The organism is Candidatus Dactylopiibacterium carminicum (assembly GCF_014736495.1).
GTDB lineage: Bacteria > Pseudomonadota > Gammaproteobacteria > Burkholderiales > Rhodocyclaceae > Uliginosibacterium > Uliginosibacterium carminicum.
The window spans coordinates 1-21,956 of record NZ_MDUX01000023.1; the positions used below are offsets into that span (position 1 = coordinate 1).

Below are 21,956 nucleotides of genomic sequence, written 5' to 3' on the forward strand. Positions count from 1 at the left end.
TGAAAAACAGTATTTCATGAAGCTCGGGGCTGTCTAGGAAACCCGGGGCGATTCACACGCCCTGGTCTTGCGGCCGAACTACCGATCTGCGTTGCAGCAGCGTGCCTCCCTGCTGTGCCTGCTGAAACGCAAGGACGAAGCACGTGTGCTGTTGCAGGAGGCGTTTTCAGACAGTGAATGCGCCGGGTTCGGCATGCAGCTCTTCGAGCTGTGCTACGAGCAGGGAGAGTATGACGCCTGCGCAGCCATCATCGATCGAGTTGAGGCCCTGCAGCCCAGAGCCGATAAATGGGTACGACGTACATGGGCTGCACGTCGTGCCGATATCGCGATAGGTAAGGGTGAGCTGGCGCGTGCGCGCTCTGAAGCGGAACAGGTGCAGGACAGCGTGTTCTATCGCAACCTTGCAGAGCGTATCAGTCAGGGGCTAGAGGCACATCGCGTGATGTTGCCGGTCGGTTTCATACGTCAGCATTGGAATACCTGTGCCCCTGCAACGCTTGCTGCGCTGGCGGGCTATTGGGGTTGCGAGGCCGATCACCTCGAGATCGCCGAAGCCATCTGTTACGACGGAACTCCGGATACGTCGGAATGGCATTGGGCAATCGAGCATGGTTTTCTGGCGACCGAGTTCAGTGTCGATTGGTCTAGTGCCTGTGCGTTGCTCGATGCGGGCGTACCGTTCACATTGACCACCGTGCATACCGGCGGTGGGCATCTGCAGGCAGTGATCGGCTACGACCGTCTGCGCAAATCCCTGCTGATCCGCGATCCTTTCCAGTCGGCATATACCGAGTTCGATGTTGAGGCCTTGTTTGCTCAGCACCGGGCCAGCGGTCCGCGCGGCATGCTGGTGCTGCCTGTCGCGGAAGCCTGGCGTGTGCAAGGGATCGTATTGCCGGATGCTGCGGAGTGGGCGTTGTACCGTGCGTTGCTGAGCGCATTGAGCAAGCATGATCGGAATGCTGCGTTGACTGCGCTCGGCCAATTGCAGACGGAAGCACCCCAGCACAGGCTTTCCTTGCAAGGGGCACGTACTTTGGCGATGTATGACGGTAATGAGCCCGAAATCCTGCGCCATACCGAGCAATTGCTGGAGTGTTTTCCCGATGACGCGAATCTGCAGCTTTCCAAGGCCGCGTCGCTCTGGGCTGTCGGTGGGCGGGCGGCACACCTGGAATGGTTGGGGCAGCTTGCCAGCCGCACCTGGGCAGATCCACAGATACTCGCCTCCTATGCGGATAGGCTTGCCGAAGACGGCCGACGTCTGCCGCGGGCCCTGGGAGTCACGCGGCGTGCATTGCGGTACGCCGGCAACAATTCACGGGTGTGGTCGCAATGGGCTACGCTCATCTGGCAGTCCGGGCAGACACGCGAAGCCTTGCCGGTCTATCGCTTCGCATCCACGCTCAACGAAACCGATGAAGATCGGGCCGTTTCCTATTTCCGGGCCTGTTATTTTCTGGGTGAAACAGAGGCCGGACTGGTTTTTCTGCGTACACGTGCCCGGCGTCTCGGGCAAAAGGCTCCCGCCTCGCTGCTGACCCTGTTCGAACAGCTCGATCTGCTGGAGCGTGCCGATGAAGCGCGGAATGTGCTCACTGAGGCCGTGGGCCTGCATCCTCAAGATAGCGAACTGGCTGCCTATGTGGCAGAAGTATTCCTGCGCAACGGTGATCTGGAAAACGCAGCCGCTTTGCTGGAGAGTTGCGCTTCGCCCTTGAGGCGCACCAACTGGTTGCGGGTCACCAGCCTGCTGTGCGATGCGCGGGGCGATACCGAAGCCGCGTTGGCGCATGCACGTGAGGCGAGCGCGCTGGAGCCGTTGAATCTGCGCCATCATCGCAACATTGCCAGCTTGCTGGCCCGTCAGCAGGGCCGAGCTGCCGCCGTAGCCTGGCTGAAGGAGGCCTGTACCGCGCATCCACGCCATTATGGTTTGCACCGCTTGTATTACGACTGGTTGCCGGATGAGGCGGAATTCATCGAACGGCAACTGCGCCATATGGCTGAGACGCACCCGGGCGATGTATGGGTTCTGCGTGAGCTGGCAACCCAGCTGACCCGCCAGCAGCGTTACGAGGAAGCACGGCGTTACGCTGCCGCCGCGATCACGCGTGCGCCGCAGCAAGCTGAAACCCACGGTGTGATGGGCTTTGTCCTGCTGCGCGAACAGGGCTATGCCGCTGCTTTGCCGCATCTGCAGCAAGCCGTGCGTCTGAACGTGGACTATGACTATGCCCTGCAGCATCTCATCCGAACGGCACCGGATGCCGTACAGGCTCAAAACGCGATAGATCTGGTACGTGCCGAGCTGATACGTCAGGTCACCATCGGAGATGGTTTGCTCGCCTTCCAGGAAAGCGCCCAGTATCACCTCCCGCCTGAAGAGATACTCGTCGTGCTGCGCGAGGCTCATGCCCTGCGGGGCGATCTCTGGCATGCGTGGGTGGCGTTGGGCTCGCACCTGATACGCATGGGGCGTGCGGATGAGGCGCTGCCCGTCCTTGAGGACGCGTTGGCTCGCTTCTCCATGCTGCCACGTCTGTACGTGGAAGCCGCCGAGGCTCTCAAATTGCTGGGGCGTCGTGATGACGCGCGCAACCATGTGGCGCGGGCACTGACCCTGAATCCCGCCTGGAATCGCGCGGTACGTCTGTTTGTCGACCTCGTGCAGGAGGAAGGGCGGGGGTGGGAGGAGGGAGAGCGTGTGTTGCGCCATGCTTTGTCTCGCGCTCCCGAGGATGCCGATCTGCATGGCCTGTTGGCATGGCTGCTGGAGCAACGTGGTGAGTACGCCTCGGGCTTCGAGACTGTGACCGCTTCGCTAAAGCTGGACCCTCGCGCCAATTGGGTATGGTCCTGTGCAAGGCGGTTGTGTGTAGCGCGTGGTCGCCTGGAGGATTTTGAGGCTTTGGTCCATGAGGTCGAACAGCGTCGGCCTGGAGACCCCTGGGCCTGGATGGTGCGCGCCCAGCAAAGTGAGGATGACGCTGCCGCGCTGGCCGCCGCCGAGCAGGCTCTTGCGCTGGACCCACAGCTGACGGCGGCCTGGGCTGCACGTTGCGAACGTTTGCTGCGGTTGAAGCGCGGAGCGGAGATTGCTGGCCTGCTGGCAGCCCAGACCTGGTCGACCGGTGTGCCGGCGGAATTGCGCCTGTGGGCCGCACGGGCCCGGCGTGAAGAAGACAAGACCGCCGCGCTGGTGGAGTTACGTGCGTTATTGGCGGATGAGCCCGATGATTACGCGAGCTGGAGCCAGTTGGCCGACTGGTTCGATACCGATGATAACCATCAAGCTTATGTCGACGCCGCGCGTGAGATGTTGCGCATCATGCCGAATGCCGCGCCGGCGCATGGCTATCTTGGGCATGCCCTCATCAAGGCCCGGCAATACAGCGAGGCCTTGACGATATTGCGGCGGGCGTTGGAGATAGATCCTGCCTATGCATTTGCAGCACTACAGATTTCCGATGCTGCACTGCTGGAAGGCAATCCCCCCGAAGCTGCAGTGGAAGCTGCTGAAATTGTGTGGCCGCTTCGTCAATTGACTATATTGGCCGCGAATGCCACGCGGGCAGCCTGCCGCCTCAAAGATCAGCGGCGAGCAGGTCTTTGGCTGGAAAGAACGCTGGAAGTTGCCGGCTATGACCATCAGCCTACGCGTGATGCGTTAACGGCGGTCCATAGGCAACACTGGTCAGAGATGGTTCCGATCATCGTTGAACGCTGTCTGCGCAATGGGCGCTGCGCCTGGGAGCCGGCGGTGGAGTGGGTTGCCGAGCAACGTGCAAAGCTTTCTCTTCGCGAGTTCCTGGGCAGATATGACGAATTGCTGCGCTCAGACAAAGGGGAACCTCTGTGCATGGCGTTGATCGATCATGCCGGAACCCGTCGGGATCGTCCGTTGTTCAAGGCCTTGCTTAAAAACTACCGTAGCTTGTTGCATGCGAAGGACAGCACCTGGGGCCAGGTTAGCTATGCCATGCAATGTTTCAACGAGTACAAACCGGTGATCGCCTGGATGGCGGATTGGCAGGATCGCCCCGGGGCGCCGAACTGGGCTCTTGGCAGTCTGGCGCTGGCGTATGGAACAGAGGGGAATTTCTCGGCGGTCAATGACGTGGCCCGGCGTGTTTTGAACCGTGACCCTTGCGATCAGGACGCCCGCTTATGGGAGCTGGTTGCGCACGCTGCAGCAGGGAGGCATGCCGAATTGGAACAGGCACTGGCCGGGCTGCACGAATGGGAGCGTGAAAGTTGGATGAAGCCTGTCCTGACGCTGCTGGAGGGATATCACACAGCCGTCAGTGAGCGTCGCTTCTTTCACGCGATAAGGGTTTTTCAGAGCATCCGCGCCGATAAGCGCGGATTGCCGATGCTGCGTCAATTGGCACGTGTACTGGGGCGCCGCCTGGCCTGGCAGACCGCACCCCGTTGGGCTACGCCATTTCTATGGTTGGCGTTGATGGGTGGATAGCCTCAAAGGGGGCCATGCTTTTCTGTGCCTGTGTGTTGTCGGCGAAGGATCAGGCGCAACGCGGCGAGACGGGCGTCATCGACGTAGGTGAACAGCACCGGGATCACCAGCAGGCTGAGGAAGGTGGAGGTGAGCAGGCCGCCGATCACCACGATGGCCATCGGTGCCCGGAAGCTGGGGTCCGAGCCCATGCCTAGGGCGATCGGCAGCATGCCCGCGCCCATTGCCACGGTGGTCATCACGATCGGGCGGGCGCGCTTGTGGCAGGCGTCGAGCAGGGCTTCCAGCCGGTTCATGCCGCGATCGCGGCGTGCCATGATGGCGTATTCGACGAGCAGGATGGAATTCTTGGTGGCGATGCCCATGAGCATGATCATGCCGATCATGGCCGGCATCGAGAGCGCACTGCGCGTGATGAAGAGAGCCAGGATGGCGCCCGGCACCGACAGCACGAGTGCGGCGAGGATGGTCACCGGCTGCACGAAATCCTTGAACAGCAGCACCAGCACGATGTAGATGCAGAACACGCCGGTGCCCATGGCGAGCGCGAAGCCCGAGAACAGCTCGCCCATCGCCTCGGCATCGCCGATGGCGGCCTGGGTGACGCCAGGGGGCAGATCCTGCACGCTGGGCAGGCGCTGCACTTCGGTTTCCACCACGCCCAGCGGCACGCCGTTGAGCTCGATCTCGATATTCACGTTGCGGCGGCGGTCGTAGCGGTCGATCTGCGCCGGGCCGCTGGCGATCTCGATGTCAGCCACGTTGGCGAGCATCACCGGACCGCGGCTGCCAGGCACGTAGAGGCGGCTGAGGAGCTCGAAATCGCGCCGGGCGTCGTCGCGCAGCTTCACCACCACGGGTACCTGACGCTGGGCGAGGTTGAGCTTGGCGAGCGACTGGTCGTAATCGCCGGCGGTGGCCACACGCAGCGTGTCGGCAATGGCGGCGGCGCTTACGCCGAGGTCGGCGGCGCGGGCGAAATCCGGGCGGATCACCAGTTCCGGGCGCACCAGGCTGGCCGAGGAGGTGATGTTGCCGATGCCGGGGATGCCGCGCATCTCGCGCTCCACCAGGCGGGCATGGGCGAGCAGGGTGTCGCCGTCATCGCCACTGAGGGCCAGTACGTACTTCTCGCTGGCGCCACCGAGGCCGACTTTCACGCGTACGCCGGGCAGGGCTTCGAGTTGCCGGCGGAAGGTGGCTTCGATGTCCTGCTTGCTCAGCCCGCGCCGCTCGTGGCGCTTGCTGAGGTTGAGCGTCAGCGAGGCTTTGCGCACCTCGGCCGCGCCTTGCGGCGCGAAAGGGTCCGAGCCTGAGGCGCCGCCGCCGATGGCGGTGTAGATCGAGCGTACTTCGGGATGCGCACGCACGATGGTTTCGGCCTGATCGACCAATGCGCGCGTCTGCGTGAAGGTGCTGCCCGGCGGCAGGGTGAGGTTCACCTGGGTCTGCGGCAGGTCGTCCGGCGGGAAGAAGCCGGTGGGCAGTAGTGGCGTGATGCCGATCAGCACGCCGAAGAAGAACACCGTGGCAATCGCGCTGGCAATCAGGCGGTGCTGCAGGCACCAGCGCGCCAGGCGCATGTAGCCGCGTTCCCAGCGTGCTTCTTCGTGGCCGCGCGTGTTGGGCTTGAGCAGGTAGGCGGCCATCATCGGCGTGAGCATGCGCGCCACGACCAGCGAGAAGAACACGGCGATGGCGGCCGTCCAGCCGAACTGCACGAAGAAACGGCCGACGATGCCGGTCATGAAGGCGGTGGGCAGGAATACCGCGATCAGCGTGAAGGTGGTGGCAATCACGGCCAGCCCGATCTCGTCGGCGGCTTCCATGGCAGCCTGATAGGGCGTCTTGCCCATGCGCAGGTGGCGGATGATGTTTTCGATCTCGACGATGGCGTCATCGACGAGGATGCCCACCACCAGAGACAGTGCCAGCAGCGTGACGCCGTTGATGGAGAAATCGAACAGGTACATCAGCCCGAAGGTGGGGATGATGGATAGCGGCAACGCGGTGGCGGCGACGAAGGTGGCGCGCCAGTTGCGCAGGAAGAACCACACCACCAGCACGGCGAGGAAGGCGCCTTCATACATCAGGTGCATGGAGCTGTCGTAGTTGTCCACCACCGGATAGACGAAGTTGAAGGCTTCGGTGACGGTGATGTCCGGATGCCGGCTGCGCATGTTGTCGAGGGCGGCGCGTACGCCGTTCATGACATCCACTTCGCTGGCGCCCTTGCTGCGCACCACTTCGAAGGCGACCACTGGGTGCCCGTCCAGCAGCGCCTGGCTGCGTTGCTCGGCCACGGTGTCTGCCACCCGGGCGACCTCGTCCAGCCGCACGCGGCGGCCATCGCTCAGCGGCACCTCGATGGCCGCCAGCGTGGCGGCGGAATCCACGGTGGCGATGGTGCGCACCGATTGCTCGGCTCCGCCCAGATCGGCGCGACCGCCGGAGGCTTCCTGCTGCACCTGGCGCAGCTGGCGCGAGATCTCGGCTGCGGTGACGCCCAGCGCCAGCATGCGGTCCGGGTCCAGCTCCACGCGTACTTCGCGCGTGGCACCGCCGACGCGATTGACCGCGCCCACGCCCTTTACCGCCAGCAGTGCGCGCGCCACCTCGTTGTCGACGAACCAGGACAGGGCTTCGTCGTCCATGCGCGGCGACGCCACGGTGTAGGTGAGGATGGGCGTGCCGGCGAGGTTGGCGCGCGAGATCACCGGATCGCGCATGTCACTGGGCAGGTCGGAGCGGATGCGCGAGATGGCGTCACGCACGTCGTCGGTGGCTTCCTGGGTCGGTTTTTCCAGACGGAATTCGGTGGTGATCGAGGCCACGCCGTCCTGCACCGTGGTGTAGATGTGCTTCACGCCCTGGATGGTGGCGAGCGCATTTTCCATCTTGCGTGCGATCTCGGTTTCCATCTGCGCGGGCGCTGCGCCGGGCAGCGTGGCGGTGATGACGACCATGGGCAGGTCGATGTCCGGCATGTTCTGGATGCGGCTGGCCTTGAAGGCCATCAGACCGGTCAGCGTGAGCAGTAGGAACAGCAGGATGGCCGGGATCGGATTGCGGATGGACCAGGCAGAGACATTCATGGTGCGGCCTCTCAGCGGGCGGCGGCGGGGGCCAGGCGGACCTGGTCGCCATCGGCCAGGAAGGCCACGCCGGTGGCCACCACGCGTACGTTGGCAGCAAGGCCTTCGAGGATCGCCACCTCATCGCCCACGCGGCGCCCCAGGGTGACCTTGCGTTGCGTCACGCGCTGCGCGTCGTCGAGCTGGAAGACATAGGCAAAGCCATCCCGCAGCAGCACTGCGCCTTGCGGCAGCGCCAGCACGCGCGTGGTTCCCAGCGCGATCTCGCCGCGTGCGAACATGCCCGGGCGTGCCTCGCCACGCGCGCCGAGGTCGGCGTACACCAGCGCGTTGCGTGTCTGCGCATCCACGGTGGGGCCGATCACGCGCAGTCGCGCCGGAATGGGTGCCTCGCTGCCGGCGACGAAGACCTGCGCCTGCTGGCCCGGGTGCAGCCGCGTCAGTGCCGTGGCAGGCACCTCGGCGCGCCATTCCAGGCGATCCTGGCGGATCAAGCGGAACAGCTCCTCGCCGGCCTGCAGCACGGCGCCCAGCGTGGCACTGCGGGCCGAGATGGTGCCGTCGTCCGGGGCACGGATCTCGGTCTGTGCCTGGCGTAGCGTGGCAGCCTTCAAGGCGGCCTTCATCACTTCCACCCGTGCGGCGGCGGTGGCTTCACCGGTCAGGTAGCGATCCACCTGCTGGGCGCTGAAGGCGCCGCTGTTCTCGATCTTGCGTGCGCGATCCGCATTGGCGCGCGCTTCTGTAAGAGATGCCTCGGCCTCGGTGAGATTCGCCCTGGCCTGCGCCAGCTCGGCTTCCACGGTGTCGCGCTGCATGCGCGCCAGTACCTGGCCTCGCCGGACGCGGTCTCCCACATTCACCGCCACCTCCACCAGCCGCAGGCCGCCGATTTCGGTGCCCACGCTGGCGTCCTGCCAGGCGGCGATGCTGCCGTTGGCAGTCAGCAGTTCGGGCCATTCCACATTGCGCGGGCTGGCGGCGGTCACCGTCAATGCCGCACGGTTCACGGGCGCGGCCGGTTGTGCGAGTGCGAGCAGGGGAGCGAGCAGGAACAGGCAGGTGAGGCGGCGCAGTGCAGGCATGAGGGGACTTCCATGATGCGGAGGGAGCAGGAGCGCGATCTTGCCGCAGATGTAAAGCAATGTCATGGCTTTCCCGCATGGCGGAGCAAAGCCGTACGCTGCTGCAGCGATGGGCGGCCAGGGCGCATACTGCGTGGCATTCCCAGGTCATTTCCCTGATGGAGCGCGCGATGAAGCCTGCCCTGCGCATGTCGTTGTTGTGCTTGCTGTTGCTGATGCCGGCTGCGCATAGCGAGCCCTTGTTTCCCTTCGTGATGCCCTGGGATGACGCCAGTGCCAATCTCACGAATCTTGCCGCCTGGAATCCGAAACCGGCAGGGCGTGAGGGTTTCGTGCGGGTCTGCGATGGCCATCTCTGCGTGGGTGACGCGCGGATCCGCTTCCTCGGGGTAAACATCGTCTTCGGCTCGGTGGCGCCGGATCGTGCCACGGCGGACAAGCTGGCAGCGCGGATGGCGCGCTTTGGCATCAACATCGTGCGTTTCCACCACATGGATTCGCAGCCCGCGCCCAACGGCCTGCTGCAGAAGGACATGCGCACGCTGGATGCGGCAACGCTCGATCGCTTCGATTACTTCGTCGCCGCGCTCAAGCGTGAAGGCATCTACAGCGACATCAACCTGCATGTGGGCCGCCGCTATCCCGGTTTCACCCCCTGGGGAGAAAACCAGCCGAAATACTGGAAGGGCGTCGATAACTTCTTTCCGCCGATGATTGCGCAGCAGCAGGACTATGCCCGCGATCTGCTGCTGCACCGCAATCCTTATACCGGCACACGCTACGCGGAGGAGCCGGCTGTCGCATTCATCGAGATCAACAACGAGAACGGCCTGCTGCGCGAATGGCGAGTGGGCGAGCTCAACGACATCACCGAGCCTTTCCGGGGCGAGTTGCAGCACCAGTGGCAGACCTGGCTGCGTGCGAGGTACCGCGATACCGCCGCATTGCGTACCGCCTGGGGCGTGAGGGAAGAAGCGCCCGGGGCCGGGTTGCTGAGCGAGGCCTTGAATGTGAAAGGGGGCGAGGCTGGCTGGAATCTGCAGCTCGTCGGCGGTGCCCGCGCCAGCTTGACGGCAGCCGATGGCGGCCTGCAACTGGAGTTGCAGGCTCCGGGGCGTGAGAACTGGCACACCCAGCTGCATCAGAACCGTCTTGTCTTCAGGGCGGGTCAGCCCTACACGCTGCGCTTCCAGGCACGTGCTGAGGGCGGACCGCTGAAGCTCAGCCTGCAGGCCATGCAGGCGAGAGCACCCTGGAAGCATCTTTGGCAGCAGCAGGTGGCTGTCGACAGGGCGTGGCAGGACTACAGCTTCACCTTCGCGCCGGTAGAGGATGAGGACGTGGCCCGCCTCACTTTCGGCGGTCTGGGGCTGTCCGCTGGCCGGCTGGCGCTGCGCGAGGTCAGTCTGCGGCCTGGCGGGCTGCTGGGGTTGAGGCGGCACGAGAACCTGGAGGGCGGTACGGTGGAGATTGCCACCGCTGCCAGCCTGATGAGCCGTACGCCGGCCGGCCAGCGTGACTGGGTGCAGTTCCTGTGGGATACGGAAGCCGCGTACTGGCGTGGCTTCCAGCGCTTCCTGCAGGAGGATCTGGGCGCCCGGCCATTGATCGTGGGCACCCAGGCAAGCTACAGCCCGGCACCCATTCAGGCTGCGCTGGATGTGGTGGATGGCCATGCCTACTGGCAGCATCCGCGTTTTCCCGGCAAACCCTGGGACATCGACAACTGGCATATCGCCAATTCACCGATGGCAGGTATCGATGGTGCGGGCACCCTGGCCGATCTCGCCTTGCGCCGTTATCCCGGCAAGCCTTTCATCGTGACCGAATACAACCATTCCGCGCCCAGCCATTACCAGGGCGAGGCGCTGCCGCTGGCGGCGGCCTACGGTGCGCTGCAGGACTGGGACGGGCTCTTCCTCTACAGCTTCGGCGCACATGACCGCAAGTGGGATTCGGCGGCCATCGACCGCTTTTTCGATAGCCACGCCAACCCGGTCAAGATGGCCAGCCTGCTGGGGGCTGCGGCTTTGTTCCGGCGCGGTGACATTGCCGCGGGCAAGTCTGCGGAAACGGCATTGCCGCCGACGTCCCGCTGGATCGATCTGTTGCGCGAAGCCGCGCGTATGCCCAGCGCCGAGCAGATCGGTGCCGTGCGCAACGAAACCCTGCTGCGCCCGGTCAGCCTTGGTACGCCAGCGGGCGTCGCGCTGCCACTGCCGGTGAGAAGTGAGACCGGCGAACTGGAATGGGGGATCGCAGGCGTCGGCGGACGCGCCGTGGTGCTCGACAGCCCGCGCAGCAAGGGGCTGATCGGTGCGCGTCTGGGCCGGAAGCGTTCGCTCGGCGGCGTCGAACTGGAGCTGCTGGCAGCGCGCAACGATTGGGGCGTACTGCTGCTGACCTTGCTCGAGGGCCGGGATTTCAGCAGTGCCGGCCGCGTGTTGGTCAGCGCGCTGGGGCAGGTGGAGAACACCGGACAGCGCTGGCTGGATGCGGAGAAGACCACCGTCGGTCGCTATTTCGGCGGCGCGCCAACCCTGGTGGAAGGCATTGCCGCCCGCGTGACCCTGCCGTTGCCCGCCCGCCGCGTACGCGCCTGGGCGCTGGATGAGCGTGGCGAGCGCCGCCAGGAAATTCCGGTGCAGGGGATGGATCGGGCCACGCTGGCGCTTGGCGAACGATATCGCACGCTCTGGTATGAGATTGAAATGCGCTGAACGCGGCCCGCGATAGCGCGTGGCCGCCTATTCCACCTATTCCGCCTGTTGGCCGGCCGCCGTATCGCCGGCAGGCAGGCACGGGAAGCGGAGCAAGACCGCGAGACCGCCGAGCGTGGACGTATCCAGTCGCAGCCCGATGCCGTGGCGCTCGGCGATGGCACGCACGATCGCCAGGCCCAGACCGCTGCCAGCCGTGTCGTTGCTGCCGCGTTGGAAGCGTTCGAAGAACCGCTCCTGCTGCGCCGCGGGAATGCCGGGCCCGCTGTCCTCGACGGTCAGCAGGATCGATGCGGCCTCGCGTTGCAGGGAAATCGTCACAACCCCGCCGGTCGGTGTGTACTTCACGGCGTTGTCGAGCAGGTTGCGTAACAGTGTGCGCAGCGCTTCGGCATTGCCCGAAACGGTGAAGCTGCTTTCCGGGAGTCCGTCCTGCAGTGCTGCGCCCAGATCGATGTCGCGCGCGGTGGCGGCGGCGAGGGTGTCGGAGATGGCCAGGCGGGCTATCTGAGGCAGCGGCACGGCCGTCATGGCTTGTTGTGAGGCGCCTTCGCGCGCCAGCGTCAGCAACTGCTCGACCAGCCGGGTGGCCCGGGCGATCCCCGCCATCACCCGTCCATGTGCCAGGGCCTGTGATTCCGGAGTCCGGCTCCGGCACAGGAGCTCGACCTGCAGCTTCAAAGCGGCCAGCGGCGAGCGCAATTCATGCGCCACGTCGGCCACGAAATTTTGGCGGGCTTCGAATTCCGTCGTGATGCGGGAGAACAAGGTGTTGATCTCGCGTACGAAGGGCAGGGCTTCCTCCGGCACACCTTCCGTGCTCAGCGGTCGCAGGTCCGCCGCAGCGCGCTCGCCGATCTCGCGGCGGATCCGGCCCATGGGGCGCAGGGCATGCGAGACGCCCCAGCCCACGCATAGCAGCAGCAAGGGGGCCACGGCGATGACCGGCAGGATGGTGTTGAAGGCCAGGCGGCGTGCGGTCTGGGCGCGGACGGCCATGTCGTGGGAGACGGTGACCCGTGCACGCGGCGTATCCACCGTGAGCACGCGCAGGGCACGGTCCTGTTGTTGCTGGTTGGCGTAGGTCTTGCGGGACCGGAAAGGCTCGGTTTCGTTGCCGAAGTCCGTCTTGCGTTCCACGTGCAGGGTGAAGCAGTTCTCCTCATTCGTCGGTAGCTTTCCGAGCGTCGGCACCATCACGACCTGGGTCATGGCCGGAGAGCCTGCGCGCAAGACCGCGTGCGCCATTTCCAGCATGTGGAAATCCGAGACGGTGTCGACCTCGGAAAGCGCCACCTTGTAGACCACCAGGGACTGGATGGCCGTGGCGAGCAGTACGCCGATGCCGACGATGAGAAGCAGGCGGTTGCGGATCGAACGGGCGCGGGCCATGGATATAGACTTCGACGGCGTTGCTGCTGATGTCGTCCTTCCAGCTAAACAGTTTTTCCTCCAGCTGGGCGCGCGAAAGGATCAGGCCGGGGCGGGCGAGCAGCGCTTCCAGGATGGCCCACTCGCGATGCGAGAGCAGCACGGCCTGGCCGTCGACGGCCACTTCCCGGGTCGCGGGATTGATGCTGACGTTCTGGTATTCGTAGACCGGTTCGGCACGCCCGGCGCTGCGCCGCAGCAGTGCCCGGATGCGGGCCAGCAGTTCGTCCAGGTCGTATGGCTTGACGATGTAGTCGTCCGCGCCGTTGTCCAGCCCTTCCACGCGTTGCGAGACCGCATCGCGTGCGGTCGCCACCAGTACGGGCACACGTTGCTTGCGTGCCCGCATGCCGCGCAGCACTTCAAGCCCGTCCTTGCCGGGCAAGCCGAGATCCAGCAGTACCAGGTCGTAGCTTTCCGCAGCCATGGCGGCTTCGGCGGTGGTACCGGTACGGACCCAGTCGACGGCGTAGGCTTCGGCCCGCAGAAGATCCAGGACCGATTCGCCGATCATCAGGTCATCTTCAACGAGCAGCAAGCGCATGGGGCTACCTTGGTCCACAACGAAAAGGTAGAGACAAGCTCGGTTGTCTCCACCTTGATCTTTCAGTCGGCAGATGCTGGGTTAGTCATTGTTCTGTTCGTCATATAGTCCGACGCTGACGACCTTCTGATTCTGGTCCAGATCGACATACGCGCGGACGGCAGGATTGTATTCATCACTCAGTGAATACACCAATGAGCTCTTGCCGTTGAACCAGGTCGGATTCCAGTCAGCTTTGCCGAGCTGGGCAATTACCTGGGCCTTCGTACTGCCCGGCTGGATGTTGTCGACCTGCTTGGTCGTAACTGCGGCCTGTGCGGCAGTGGAGGCGATGACCAGACCCAGAACGCCGGCGACGATGGAAAGCTGCTTCTTCATGATGTACTCCTTTTATTTGTCGGGGGAAGGACTCCGGTGTGCGGAGTCCATGTCCTGCACTGTAACGAAGCAGACTTAGGCGAAACTTAAGACCCTGTGCCTTTGCGAGGGGCAAGAAAAAACGCCAGCCTCCTTGCGGAGACTGGCGTCATCGTCGAATGACCAGGCTGGCTTACAGGCCGAGCAGGGTCACGGCGTGGTGAGCGATCATCCACTCTTCATTGGTGGGGATCACGGCCACGGCCAGCTTGGAGTCGGCGCTATGGATGGTGTGCGCCTTGCCGCAAACCTTGTTCAGTTCCGGATCGATCTTGGCACCGAACCATTCCAGGTAGCCGATCACCTTGTTGCGGACGAACTGCGAGTTTTCGCCGATACCGCCGGTGAACACCAGGGCGTCAAGGCCGCCGGCAGCCATCATCAGCGAGCCGATTTCGCGGGCTGCGCGGTAACAGAAGAGTTCCAGCGCTTCCTTGGCTTCCGGTGCATCGGAGGCTTCCAGGGTACGCATGTCCTGGCTGATGCCGGAAACGCCCAGCAGGCCCGATTCCTTGTACAGGAAGTTGGAGATTTCCTTCGGGCCGTAGCCGTGGGTTTCCATCATGTACAGCAGCACGCCCGGGTCGATCGAGCCGGTACGGGTACCCATCATCAGGCCTTCGATGGCGGTGAAGCCCATCGAGGTGGCCACGCACTTGCCGTCGCGCAGCGCGGCCATGGAGGCACCATTGCCCATGTGAGCGATGATCACGGCACCCTTGGCCTTTTCTGCGCCGATCACTTCGGGCAGCTGGCGGGCGATGTAATCGTAGGAGGAACCGTGGAAGCCGTAGCGCTTCACGCCTTCGGCGGTGATCTTGCGCGGGATGGCGTAAGTCTGGGCTTCCAGCGGCTGGGTGCGGTGGAAGGCGGTGTCGAAACAGGCCACTTGCGGCAGGCTCGGATACTTGGCGGCGAGCACGCGGATCGGGCGCAGGTTGTGCGGCTGGTGCAGCGGGCCCAGCGGGATGAAGGTTTCGAGCACCTTGAACACCTCGGGGGTGACCACCACCGGGGCGCTGTACTGCTCACCACCATGCAGCACGCGGTGGCCGACGGCGGCCAGTTCGACCTTCTGCGCCTCGATCCAGTCGAGCAGCGTGGTCAGCGCGAGTTCCTGCTGGGCTTCCAGCGGCGTGCCTTCGGGCGACTTGATGATGGTGTCGAGCAGGGTCTTGCCATCGATGTCCTTGGCGACGAACTGGGTGTTGGCGCCGATGCCGTCGATCTGACCACGGAAGACGGAGGGAGCGTCCTTGACCAGCGGCAGGTTGAACACTGCGAATTTGAGGCTGGAGGAGCCGGCGTTGATGATGAGGAGGGATTTCATGCTGGGTATTTCTCCGATTTACGGTGTGGCCGCTTGATTGCGGTGGGCTACGAGACGCTTGACGATGGCACAGGACGCGGAACGGGTTTCGGCCCGGTCTGCGCGACTGGTCAGCACGATGGGCACGCGGGCGCCCAGGACGACACCGGTGAGCAGGCCACCGGCGAGGTATTCGAGTTGCTTGGCGAGCATGTTGCCGGATTCCAGGTCGGGCACCACGAGGATGTCCGCCCGGCCGGCCACTTCGGAAGTGATGCCCTTGGTGCGCGCGGCGAATGCCGAGACCGCATTGTCGAAGGCAAGGGGGCCATCAAGCAAGCCCCCCTTGATTTGTCCACGGTCTGCCATCTTGCACAGCGACGCGGCGATCTGCGTCGACGGGATCTTTGGATTCACCGTTTCCACGGCCGAGAGCAGGGCTACGCGCGGTAGCGGGATGTTGATGGCGTGGGCCAGATCGATGGCGTTCTGCACAATATCGACCATGTCGGCCAGCTCCGGCTGGATGTTGATGGCCGCATCGGTGATCAGCAGGGTGCGCGGATAGCGCGGCACGTCAGCGACGAAGCAGTGGCTGATGCGTCGCCCGGTACGGATGCCTGTGGTCTTGTGCACCACCTGGCTCATCAGCTCGTCGGTGTGCAGGCTGCCCTTCATCAGCGCCTCGACCTCGCCGGCGCGCACCAGCGCCACGGCGGTTTCGGCGGATTGCACGCTGTGTTCGGTGTCGACCAGGCGGCAGCCTTCCAGGCTTTCGCCGATCTGTTCGGCCGTGGCGCGGATGCGGGTTTCCGGCCCCACCAGCACCGGGATGATCAGGCCTTCGCGCTTGGCTTGCAGCGCTCCCTTGAGGGATTCGGCATCGCAGGGATGGGCTACCGCCACGCGGATCGGCGGCAAGGCGGCAGCCAGGGCCAGCACATCCTCGTAGCGTTGCTGACGGTCGGTCACGGTGACTTCCGGCAGCGCGGCGCGCGGACGGCGGATCTTCTCGATGGGGGCGGCTACCACGGCTTCGCCCTCGGCGACCAGCACATCATCCTGGTTGGTCACCACGCAGGCGATCACCAGATGTTTCTGCTCCGGCAGTTTTTCGGTGCAGATCAACCGTACGGTGAGGGTGTCGTCGATATGCACCAGCGACTTGAAGCGCAGGCTCTGCGCCACATAGACCGTGCCCGGCCCGGGAAACTGGTTGCCCAGCAACGCCGAGATCATGGCGGCGGAGAGCATGCCATGGGCCGTGACCTTGCCGGTCTGGCTTTCACGTGCGTAGTGGGAGTCCAGATGCGTAGGGTTCACGTCGCCCGATACCAGGGCGAACAGCTGGATGTCTTCGCGATGTACGGTACGCGACAGCGTGGCGGTGTCGCCCACCCTGATCTCGTCGAAGGTGAGGTTTTCCAGCGTGTCGAGCGGGGGATTGGTGATATCCATGAATCCGGTCCTCAAGTATGAATGGTAGCTATCGAAACCTGCCCCTTTGGTGACGATCATCAAAACACCGGAAATCTTGCGGCACTGCGGCAAAACCATGTCTGCCCGCTCGGGCGGGTAGAATCCGCGCTTCGGCAAATCCTCTTTCGGAACAGACCATGCAGATCGTGATTCTGGCCGCCGGCCAAGGCAAACGCATGAATTCGCGCCTGCCCAAGGTGTTGCAGCCATTGGCCGGGCAGAGCCTGCTCGGCCATGTGCTGCAGACCTCGCGCGCACTCGCGCCGCAGGCCCTGTGCGTGGTGTATGGCCATGGCGGCGATCAGGTGCGTGCCGCGCTGGATGCGCCCGATCTCCGGTGGGCTGAGCAGACACAACAGCTTGGTACCGGCCATGCCGTGCAGCAGGCAATGCCCGCTCTGGCGGGGGAAGGCTCTGTGCTGGTGCTGTATGGCGATGTGCCGCTGATCCGTACGCAGACACTGCGCGAGCTGCTGAACGCAGCGGGCGATTCGCGTGTGGCCTTGCTCACCGTGACGCTGGATGAGCCCGCAGGCTATGGCCGCATCTTGCGTGATGCGGCCGGCAAGGTACTGGCCATCGTTGAAGAGAAAGATGCCGATGCCGGGCAGAAAGCGATCCGTGAAGTGAATACCGGCATCCTCTGCGCGCCAGCTCACCTGTTGTGCGACTGGCTGGCGCGGCTGCGCAACGACAATGCCCAGGGCGAGTACTACCTCACCGATGTGATCGGCATGGCAGTGGGCGATGGCGTGGAGGTCGTGGCACGTCAACCGGCGCAGGCCTGGGAGGTGCTGGGCGTGAACAACAAGGCCCAGCTCGCCGAGCTGGAGCGCGTGCATCAGGCCAATCTGGCGCGTGAGCTGCTGGAGGCGGGCGTCACGCTGCGAGATCCGACGCGTATCGACATCCGTGGCGAACTGGTTTGCGGGCGCGATGTGGAGATCGATGTCGGCTGCGTGTTCGAAGGCCGCGTGACGCTGGCAGATGGTGTGAAGGTCGGTGCGCATAGTGTGCTTCGGGATGTGCGTGTGGGCGAGGGCACGGAGATCAAGCCTTTCTGCCATTTCGACGGTGCCGAGATCGGTGCTGGCGGCGTACTCGGTCCGTATGCGCGTCTGCGTCCGGGCACGGTGTTGGCCGAGGATGTGCACGTGGGGAACTTCGTCGAACTCAAGAACGCACAGGTGGCCGCGCATTCCAAGGCCAACCATCTGGCCTACGTGGGGGACGCTACGGTGGGCAGCCGTGTGAACATCGGTGCTGGCGTGATCACCTGTAATTACGACGGTGCCAACAAGCACCGCACGGTGATCGGCGACGATGCTTTCATCGGGTCCGATTGCCAGCTGGTGGCCCCGGTGACGGTTGGTGCGGGCGCCACCCTCGGTGCCGGTACGACGTTGACCCAGGATGCACCGGTCGAGGCCCTGACGCTGTCACGCACGCGTCAGCTCAGCATTACGGGCTGGCAACGGCCGGTGAAGAAACCCAAGGCCTGAGTTCCGGCGGCGATCATTCGCCGTTGCGCGCCAGCCAGTCGCACAGCTGGGCGAAAAGCATGGGGTGGCCGAAGTGATAGCCCTGGGCGTAGTCGCAGCCAAGCCGATCCAGCTCGGCTCCGTGGGCTCCGCTCTCAACCCCTTCGGCGACGATATGCATGTCCAGGGCGTGGCCCAGTGAAATGGTCTTGTCCACCACGGCGCGCGCAGTGTCGTCGTCGAGCATCTGTACCACGAATATTCGGTCGATCTTCAGTTCGGTGGCGGGGATACGCTGGATTTGCGCCATTGAGGAGTAGCCGGTGCCGAAATCGTCGATGGACAGGCCTACGCCCTTCATGCGCAGGCGCGTGAGAATGTCCAGGGCCTTGCCGAGTTCGCTGATGAGCCCGGTCTCGGTGATTTCCATGACCAGACGCGAAAGCGGGAAGTCGTACTCATCGGCCTGCCTGGCGAGTTGTTCGGGCAGTTTCAGATCGGTCAGGGAGCAGGCCGAGAAGTTGATCGACAGGGAATAGGCTTGCTCGCTGGCGAGCTGGGCGTATTCGCGCATGGCGCGGCGGGTGACCAGCGTGGTCAGCGAATCGATCAGGTTGAGCTGTTCGGCGGTGACGATGAACATGTCTGGATAGACGATGCCGCGTGTCGGATGCATCAGGCGGACAAGCGCTTCACAACCAACGCAACGGCCGCTGCCAAGATCGATCTGTGGCTGGTAATGCACCGTGAACTCATCGAACTCGATGGCGTGGCGTAGCTCGGCTTCCGTGACCGGGATTTCCTCGGGCGGTTTGCGGCGCGTGCTGTGCGGATGGCTGCAGACATGACGCAGCAGCTGTTCCACATCGTTGATGCGGAAAGGCTTCTGCAGGTAACCGGCGGCGTCCAGCCCCAGCGAGACGGTCAGTTCCTCCGCTGAGCGCAGTACCTTGCGATCGATGCCGCTGATCAGCACGACTTTGGCCTGGCAGCCATTGGCGGCAAGTTTGCGCAGCAGCTCCACACCATCGGTGCCGGGCATGCGCAGATCCATCATCACCACGTCGATGTCGTTTTTCAGGCTAGCGAGAAATACTTCGGGCGAGGCGGTGGCCGTGCAGTTCAGCCCGATTCCCTCTGCTGCGGCGCAGATCAGCTCGCCGATGTCCGGCTCGTCATCAATGACGAGGACCTTGCCCTGCAACCTATCGGGAAAGGTCTGTGGGTTCATTTGCACGCTCGCCGAAGACTCGCTCGAGGATGGCAACGAATTCGCCCCTGACGTAGGGCTTGCTGAGCAGCGGGCCATCGACGCGCGTGCCGCTGCGCTCGGCCAGTGCCTGCGAGGGGAAGCCCGAGGTAAACACCACGTGCACCGAAGGTCGCAGCGCCTTTACGCGGGCGGCCAGGCGTACGCCATTGAGGTCGCCGGGCATGATGACGTCGGTCAGCAGCAGATCCAGGTGCGGGATCTGCTCCAGCAGCGTCAGCGCACTGACGGCATTCGGCGCCTGGAAGACCTGATAGCCCAGTTCCTGCAGGTAGGTGCTGGCGATTTCGAGCAGGTCCGCCTCGTCATCCACCACCAGGGCGACGGCGCCTTCGGCTGCCGTATGCGTGCTGGCTGTAGCTGCCTGGCTGGCCTGCGCGCCAAGGCGTTCGGCGACCGGCAGCATCAGCGAGACGGTGGTGCCGATATTTTCCTCGCTGTAGATCTTCACCGAGCCGCCACTTTGCTTGGTGAAGCCATACACCATGGATAAGCCCAGCCCCGTGCCCTTGCCACGCTCCTTGATGGTGAAGAAGGGCTCGAACACCCTGTCGAGCAGCTCGCGTGGGATGCCGCGGCCGGTGTCAGCCACACGCAGGATGACGTAGTGGCCGGCCTTGAGCTCGCCGTTCTGGACGGCTGGGTAGCCCGTATCGATGGTGACCGGTGTGGCGGTGAACAGCAACGTGCCGCCATCCGGCATGGCATCGCGGGAATTGATGGCAAGATTGAGCAACGTGGATTCCAGCGCCGAGGCGTCGGCATAGACCGGTGGCAAGGCCGGGTCTAGTTCGGCACGGATGCTGATCTCCGGGCCGAGGATGCGCGAAGCCATTTCGGTGAGGTTGGTGATGGCGTCGGCCAGATGGATGGAAACCGGCTCCAGATGCTGGCGGCGTGAGAACACCAGCAGCCGGCGCGTCAGGTCGGCGCCTCGCAGGGCTGCGCGCTGTGCGGTGTTCACACGTCGCAGTCCTTCAGGTTTGTCGGCCAGCTGGCGTTCGAGCAGATCCAGATTGCCGACGATTACCCCAAGCAGGTTGTTGAAATCGTGGGCGATTCCACCCGTGAGCTGGCCGATGGCCTCCATCTTCTGGCTTTGGGCAAGTTGCAGCTCAAGGCTGCGCCGCTCGCTGACATCGCGCACGATGCTGACCATGTAGGCGTCCTCTTCGGTGATCTGAGCGCTGCGTGCGGTTTCTGCCGGAAAAATGCTGTTGTCCTTGCGTTGCGCGTCGAACTGATGCGTACGCGTGACGGCCAGGCGCGGGTGCGAGAATACGGTTTTGAGCTGTTTCTTGGCCTCTTCGGGGTTCATGGCGACCAGTCTGTCGCCGGCAAGGCCGATGAGCTCGGCGTGGGAATACCCGAAGATGCGCTCTGCGGCCAGATTTGCCGCGATCACCTGCCCTCGTTGGTCTGTGACCAGAACAGCGTCCGGTGCGGCATCCAGGATGGCGCTGAAACGAGCGTCACTGATGCTGCGGGCAGCTTCGCTGCGGAACATCAGCAGTGCTGCGCCTGTCATCAGTGCAAACAGGACAGCCAGTCCTGCGGCGATGCCGGCGAGTTTCGTGCGCGAGCGGCGTACGCTGTACTCCAGTTCCTCTTCCAGCGCTTGGAATGCGGTGCCGATGAGGGCGAACTGGGTATCGATGGCGCGCGTCACGATTGCGAAGTACTGATCAGAGGGATAGATCGGTGTCGAAGTCCTGAGCAGTTCCTGGTCGACCAACTGCGTGATCGAAGCGCTGGCTGAGAATGCGGCGTCAACACCGGTGGCGAGCTTGCTGGCAAGTCTCGGTTCGGCCGCCTGGGCCAGCACCAGCGCCTTGCTGGCATGCTGGAGGGTGGCCTGCAGCACGCCCACTAGGTTTGCCAGGTTGTTGCGTTCCACTGCCGTGGTCTTTCTGTCTGCCAGGATCAGCGAGCCGTGGACCCGCAGCTGGCCGAGCGCTTCGGTGGCGGCCGGCAGGAACTGCAGCACGGCGCTTTGCAGGAAGTGACCGGCGGTCTGCCGGTGCAAGCTGATGCCGGTGGTGTTGGCGATGTCATCGACCAGCGCGAGCGCGCGGTTCACCAGTGCGGAATGCTGCTGCAGACTGTCTTCCCGACTGATGCTCATGCGGCTGACGCTGTCTGCCAGCGCACGTGATTGCTCGGCCAGCGCGCTGGCCTGCACGCTCAGATGTTCGTCCCGCAGTTGCGCTACCGAGATGACGACGTCCGCCGTGGCTTGGATGAGCTCGCTGCGCGTGGTATGCCAGGCTTCGAGCTGGGAGCTCTGTCCGGCCAGCACCAGATTCGACAGAGCGCGGTGTCGTTGCGAGAGCTGGACCAGCCGCAAGGTGTCCCCCGCAGGCTTCAGGCCGGCCACCTCGCGTTCGGCGGAATGGATGGTCTGGAGCTCGGTCTGCACCAGCAGCAGCGCGGGCAGCATCGTGAGCAGCATCGCGCTCAGGCCCAGGAATGCGAATCTGCGGCTTCGCCACACTTTGGCCAGGAAGGGCGTCATTGCACCACCGGTCTCCATGAATTCCGTGCCTGGGCTGGGACACGAGCCTGCTTCATCTGGACGCCAGTTCCCGCGAATCGCCAATTCGCAAGACATACCAGACTGACGGAGTGCTCTGACTCCGGGGGTG

At 64.1% G+C, this 21,956-nt stretch carries 12 protein-coding genes; 3 read left to right on the top strand and 9 right to left on the bottom strand.

Annotation, left to right across the window (positions count from 1 at the left end; genetic code table 11):
* Positions 1 to 91 precede the first annotated feature (91 nt).
* Positions 92 to 4,480, top strand: a complete 4,389-nt coding sequence (locus BGI27_RS08560; RefSeq protein WP_095524458.1) for a C39 family peptidase — start codon at positions 92 to 94, stop codon at positions 4,478 to 4,480.
* Positions 4,481 to 4,482: 2 nt separating this feature from the next.
* On the opposite strand, the gene BGI27_RS08565 is transcribed toward BGI27_RS08560, so the two are convergent.
* Together BGI27_RS08565 and BGI27_RS08570 are read right to left on the bottom strand one after the other, a co-directional pair.
* Positions 4,483 to 7,575, bottom strand: coding sequence for an efflux RND transporter permease subunit (locus tag BGI27_RS08565; protein WP_095524459.1), 3,093 nt, complete (start codon positions 7,573 to 7,575; stop codon positions 4,483 to 4,485).
* 11 nt (positions 7,576 to 7,586) lie between these two features.
* Positions 7,587 to 8,660: an efflux RND transporter periplasmic adaptor subunit gene (locus BGI27_RS08570; RefSeq protein ID WP_095524460.1), complete on the bottom strand. Its 1,074-nt coding sequence runs from the start codon at positions 8,658 to 8,660 to the stop codon at positions 7,587 to 7,589.
* Between the two features lie 170 nt (positions 8,661 to 8,830).
* On the opposite strand from BGI27_RS08570, the gene BGI27_RS08575 reads away from it, so the two are divergent.
* Positions 8,831 to 11,380, top strand: a complete 2,550-nt coding sequence (locus tag BGI27_RS08575) for a carbohydrate binding domain-containing protein (RefSeq protein ID WP_170942986.1) — start codon at positions 8,831 to 8,833, stop codon at positions 11,378 to 11,380.
* A 36-nt stretch (positions 11,381 to 11,416) separates the two neighbouring features.
* On the opposite strand, the gene BGI27_RS18025 is transcribed toward BGI27_RS08575, so the two are convergent.
* The 5 genes from BGI27_RS18025 to BGI27_RS08600 form a co-directional block, all read right to left on the bottom strand.
* On the bottom strand, positions 11,417 to 12,637 hold the full coding sequence (locus BGI27_RS18025) for an ATP-binding protein (protein WP_317984287.1): 1,221 nt from the start codon (positions 12,635 to 12,637) through the stop codon (positions 11,417 to 11,419).
* Entirely contained in the window at positions 12,543 to 13,355 is an 813-nt protein-coding gene (locus BGI27_RS08585) for a response regulator transcription factor (protein ID WP_223871702.1), read from the bottom strand. The genes BGI27_RS18025 and BGI27_RS08585 overlap by 95 nt, the downstream gene beginning before the upstream one ends.
* A gap of 81 nt (positions 13,356 to 13,436) precedes the next feature.
* The gene (locus BGI27_RS08590; protein ID WP_095524463.1) at positions 13,437 to 13,733 is read right to left on the bottom strand and encodes a hypothetical protein; all 297 of its coding nucleotides are present in this window, start codon (positions 13,731 to 13,733) and stop codon (positions 13,437 to 13,439) included.
* Between the two features lie 172 nt (positions 13,734 to 13,905).
* Entirely contained in the window at positions 13,906 to 15,102 is a 1,197-nt protein-coding gene (locus tag BGI27_RS08595) for an acetate/propionate family kinase (RefSeq protein ID WP_095524464.1), read from the bottom strand.
* Between the two features lie 18 nt (positions 15,103 to 15,120).
* Entirely contained in the window at positions 15,121 to 16,539 is a 1,419-nt protein-coding gene (locus BGI27_RS08600; RefSeq protein WP_095524491.1) for a bifunctional enoyl-CoA hydratase/phosphate acetyltransferase, read from the bottom strand.
* Between the two features lie 158 nt (positions 16,540 to 16,697).
* Between BGI27_RS08600 and glmU the strand changes: the two genes are divergently transcribed.
* The gene (glmU, locus tag BGI27_RS08605; protein ID WP_095524465.1) at positions 16,698 to 18,062 is read left to right on the top strand and encodes a bifunctional UDP-N-acetylglucosamine diphosphorylase/glucosamine-1-phosphate N-acetyltransferase GlmU; all 1,365 of its coding nucleotides are present in this window, start codon (positions 16,698 to 16,700) and stop codon (positions 18,060 to 18,062) included.
* Positions 18,063 to 18,075: 13 nt separating this feature from the next.
* Here the strand turns inward: glmU and BGI27_RS08610 are convergent, their stop codons facing one another.
* Both BGI27_RS08610 and BGI27_RS08615 read right to left on the bottom strand, forming a co-directional pair.
* Complete coding sequence (locus tag BGI27_RS08610; RefSeq protein ID WP_170942987.1) at positions 18,076 to 19,272, bottom strand: EAL domain-containing response regulator; 1,197 nt, start codon at positions 19,270 to 19,272, stop codon at positions 18,076 to 18,078.
* A complete protein-coding gene (locus BGI27_RS08615) occupies positions 19,247 to 21,826 on the bottom strand; it encodes an ATP-binding protein (protein ID WP_170942988.1) in 2,580 nt (859 codons plus the stop codon). The genes BGI27_RS08610 and BGI27_RS08615 overlap by 26 nt, the downstream gene beginning before the upstream one ends.
* Positions 21,827 to 21,956 lie beyond the last annotated feature (130 nt).

What these genes read in the sequence shown, in the direction of transcription:
- BGI27_RS08610 (WP_170942987.1), bottom strand. Translation starts at nt 19,272, where the DNA reads ATGAACCCACAGACCTTTCCCGATAGGTTGCAGGGCAAGGTCCTCGTC.
- BGI27_RS08585 (WP_223871702.1), bottom strand. Translation starts at nt 13,355, where the DNA reads ATGCGCTTGCTGCTCGTTGAAGATGACCTGATGATCGGCGAATCGGTC.
- BGI27_RS18025 (WP_317984287.1), bottom strand. Translation starts at nt 12,637, where the DNA reads ATGCTGGAAATGGCGCACGCGGTCTTGCGCGCAGGCTCTCCGGCCATG.
- BGI27_RS08575 (WP_170942986.1), top strand. Translation starts at nt 8,831, where the DNA reads ATGAAGCCTGCCCTGCGCATGTCGTTGTTGTGCTTGCTGTTGCTGATG.
- BGI27_RS08590 (WP_095524463.1), bottom strand. Translation starts at nt 13,733, where the DNA reads ATGAAGAAGCAGCTTTCCATCGTCGCCGGCGTTCTGGGTCTGGTCATC.
- BGI27_RS08570 (WP_095524460.1), bottom strand. Translation starts at nt 8,660, where the DNA reads ATGCCTGCACTGCGCCGCCTCACCTGCCTGTTCCTGCTCGCTCCCCTG.
- BGI27_RS08615 (WP_170942988.1), bottom strand. Translation starts at nt 21,826, where the DNA reads ATGACGCCCTTCCTGGCCAAAGTGTGGCGAAGCCGCAGATTCGCATTC.
- glmU (WP_095524465.1), top strand. Translation starts at nt 16,698, where the DNA reads ATGCAGATCGTGATTCTGGCCGCCGGCCAAGGCAAACGCATGAATTCG.
- BGI27_RS08600 (WP_095524491.1), bottom strand. Translation starts at nt 16,539, where the DNA reads ATGGATATCACCAATCCCCCGCTCGACACGCTGGAAAACCTCACCTTC.
- BGI27_RS08565 (WP_095524459.1), bottom strand. Translation starts at nt 7,575, where the DNA reads ATGAATGTCTCTGCCTGGTCCATCCGCAATCCGATCCCGGCCATCCTG.
- BGI27_RS08595 (WP_095524464.1), bottom strand. Translation starts at nt 15,102, where the DNA reads ATGAAATCCCTCCTCATCATCAACGCCGGCTCCTCCAGCCTCAAATTC.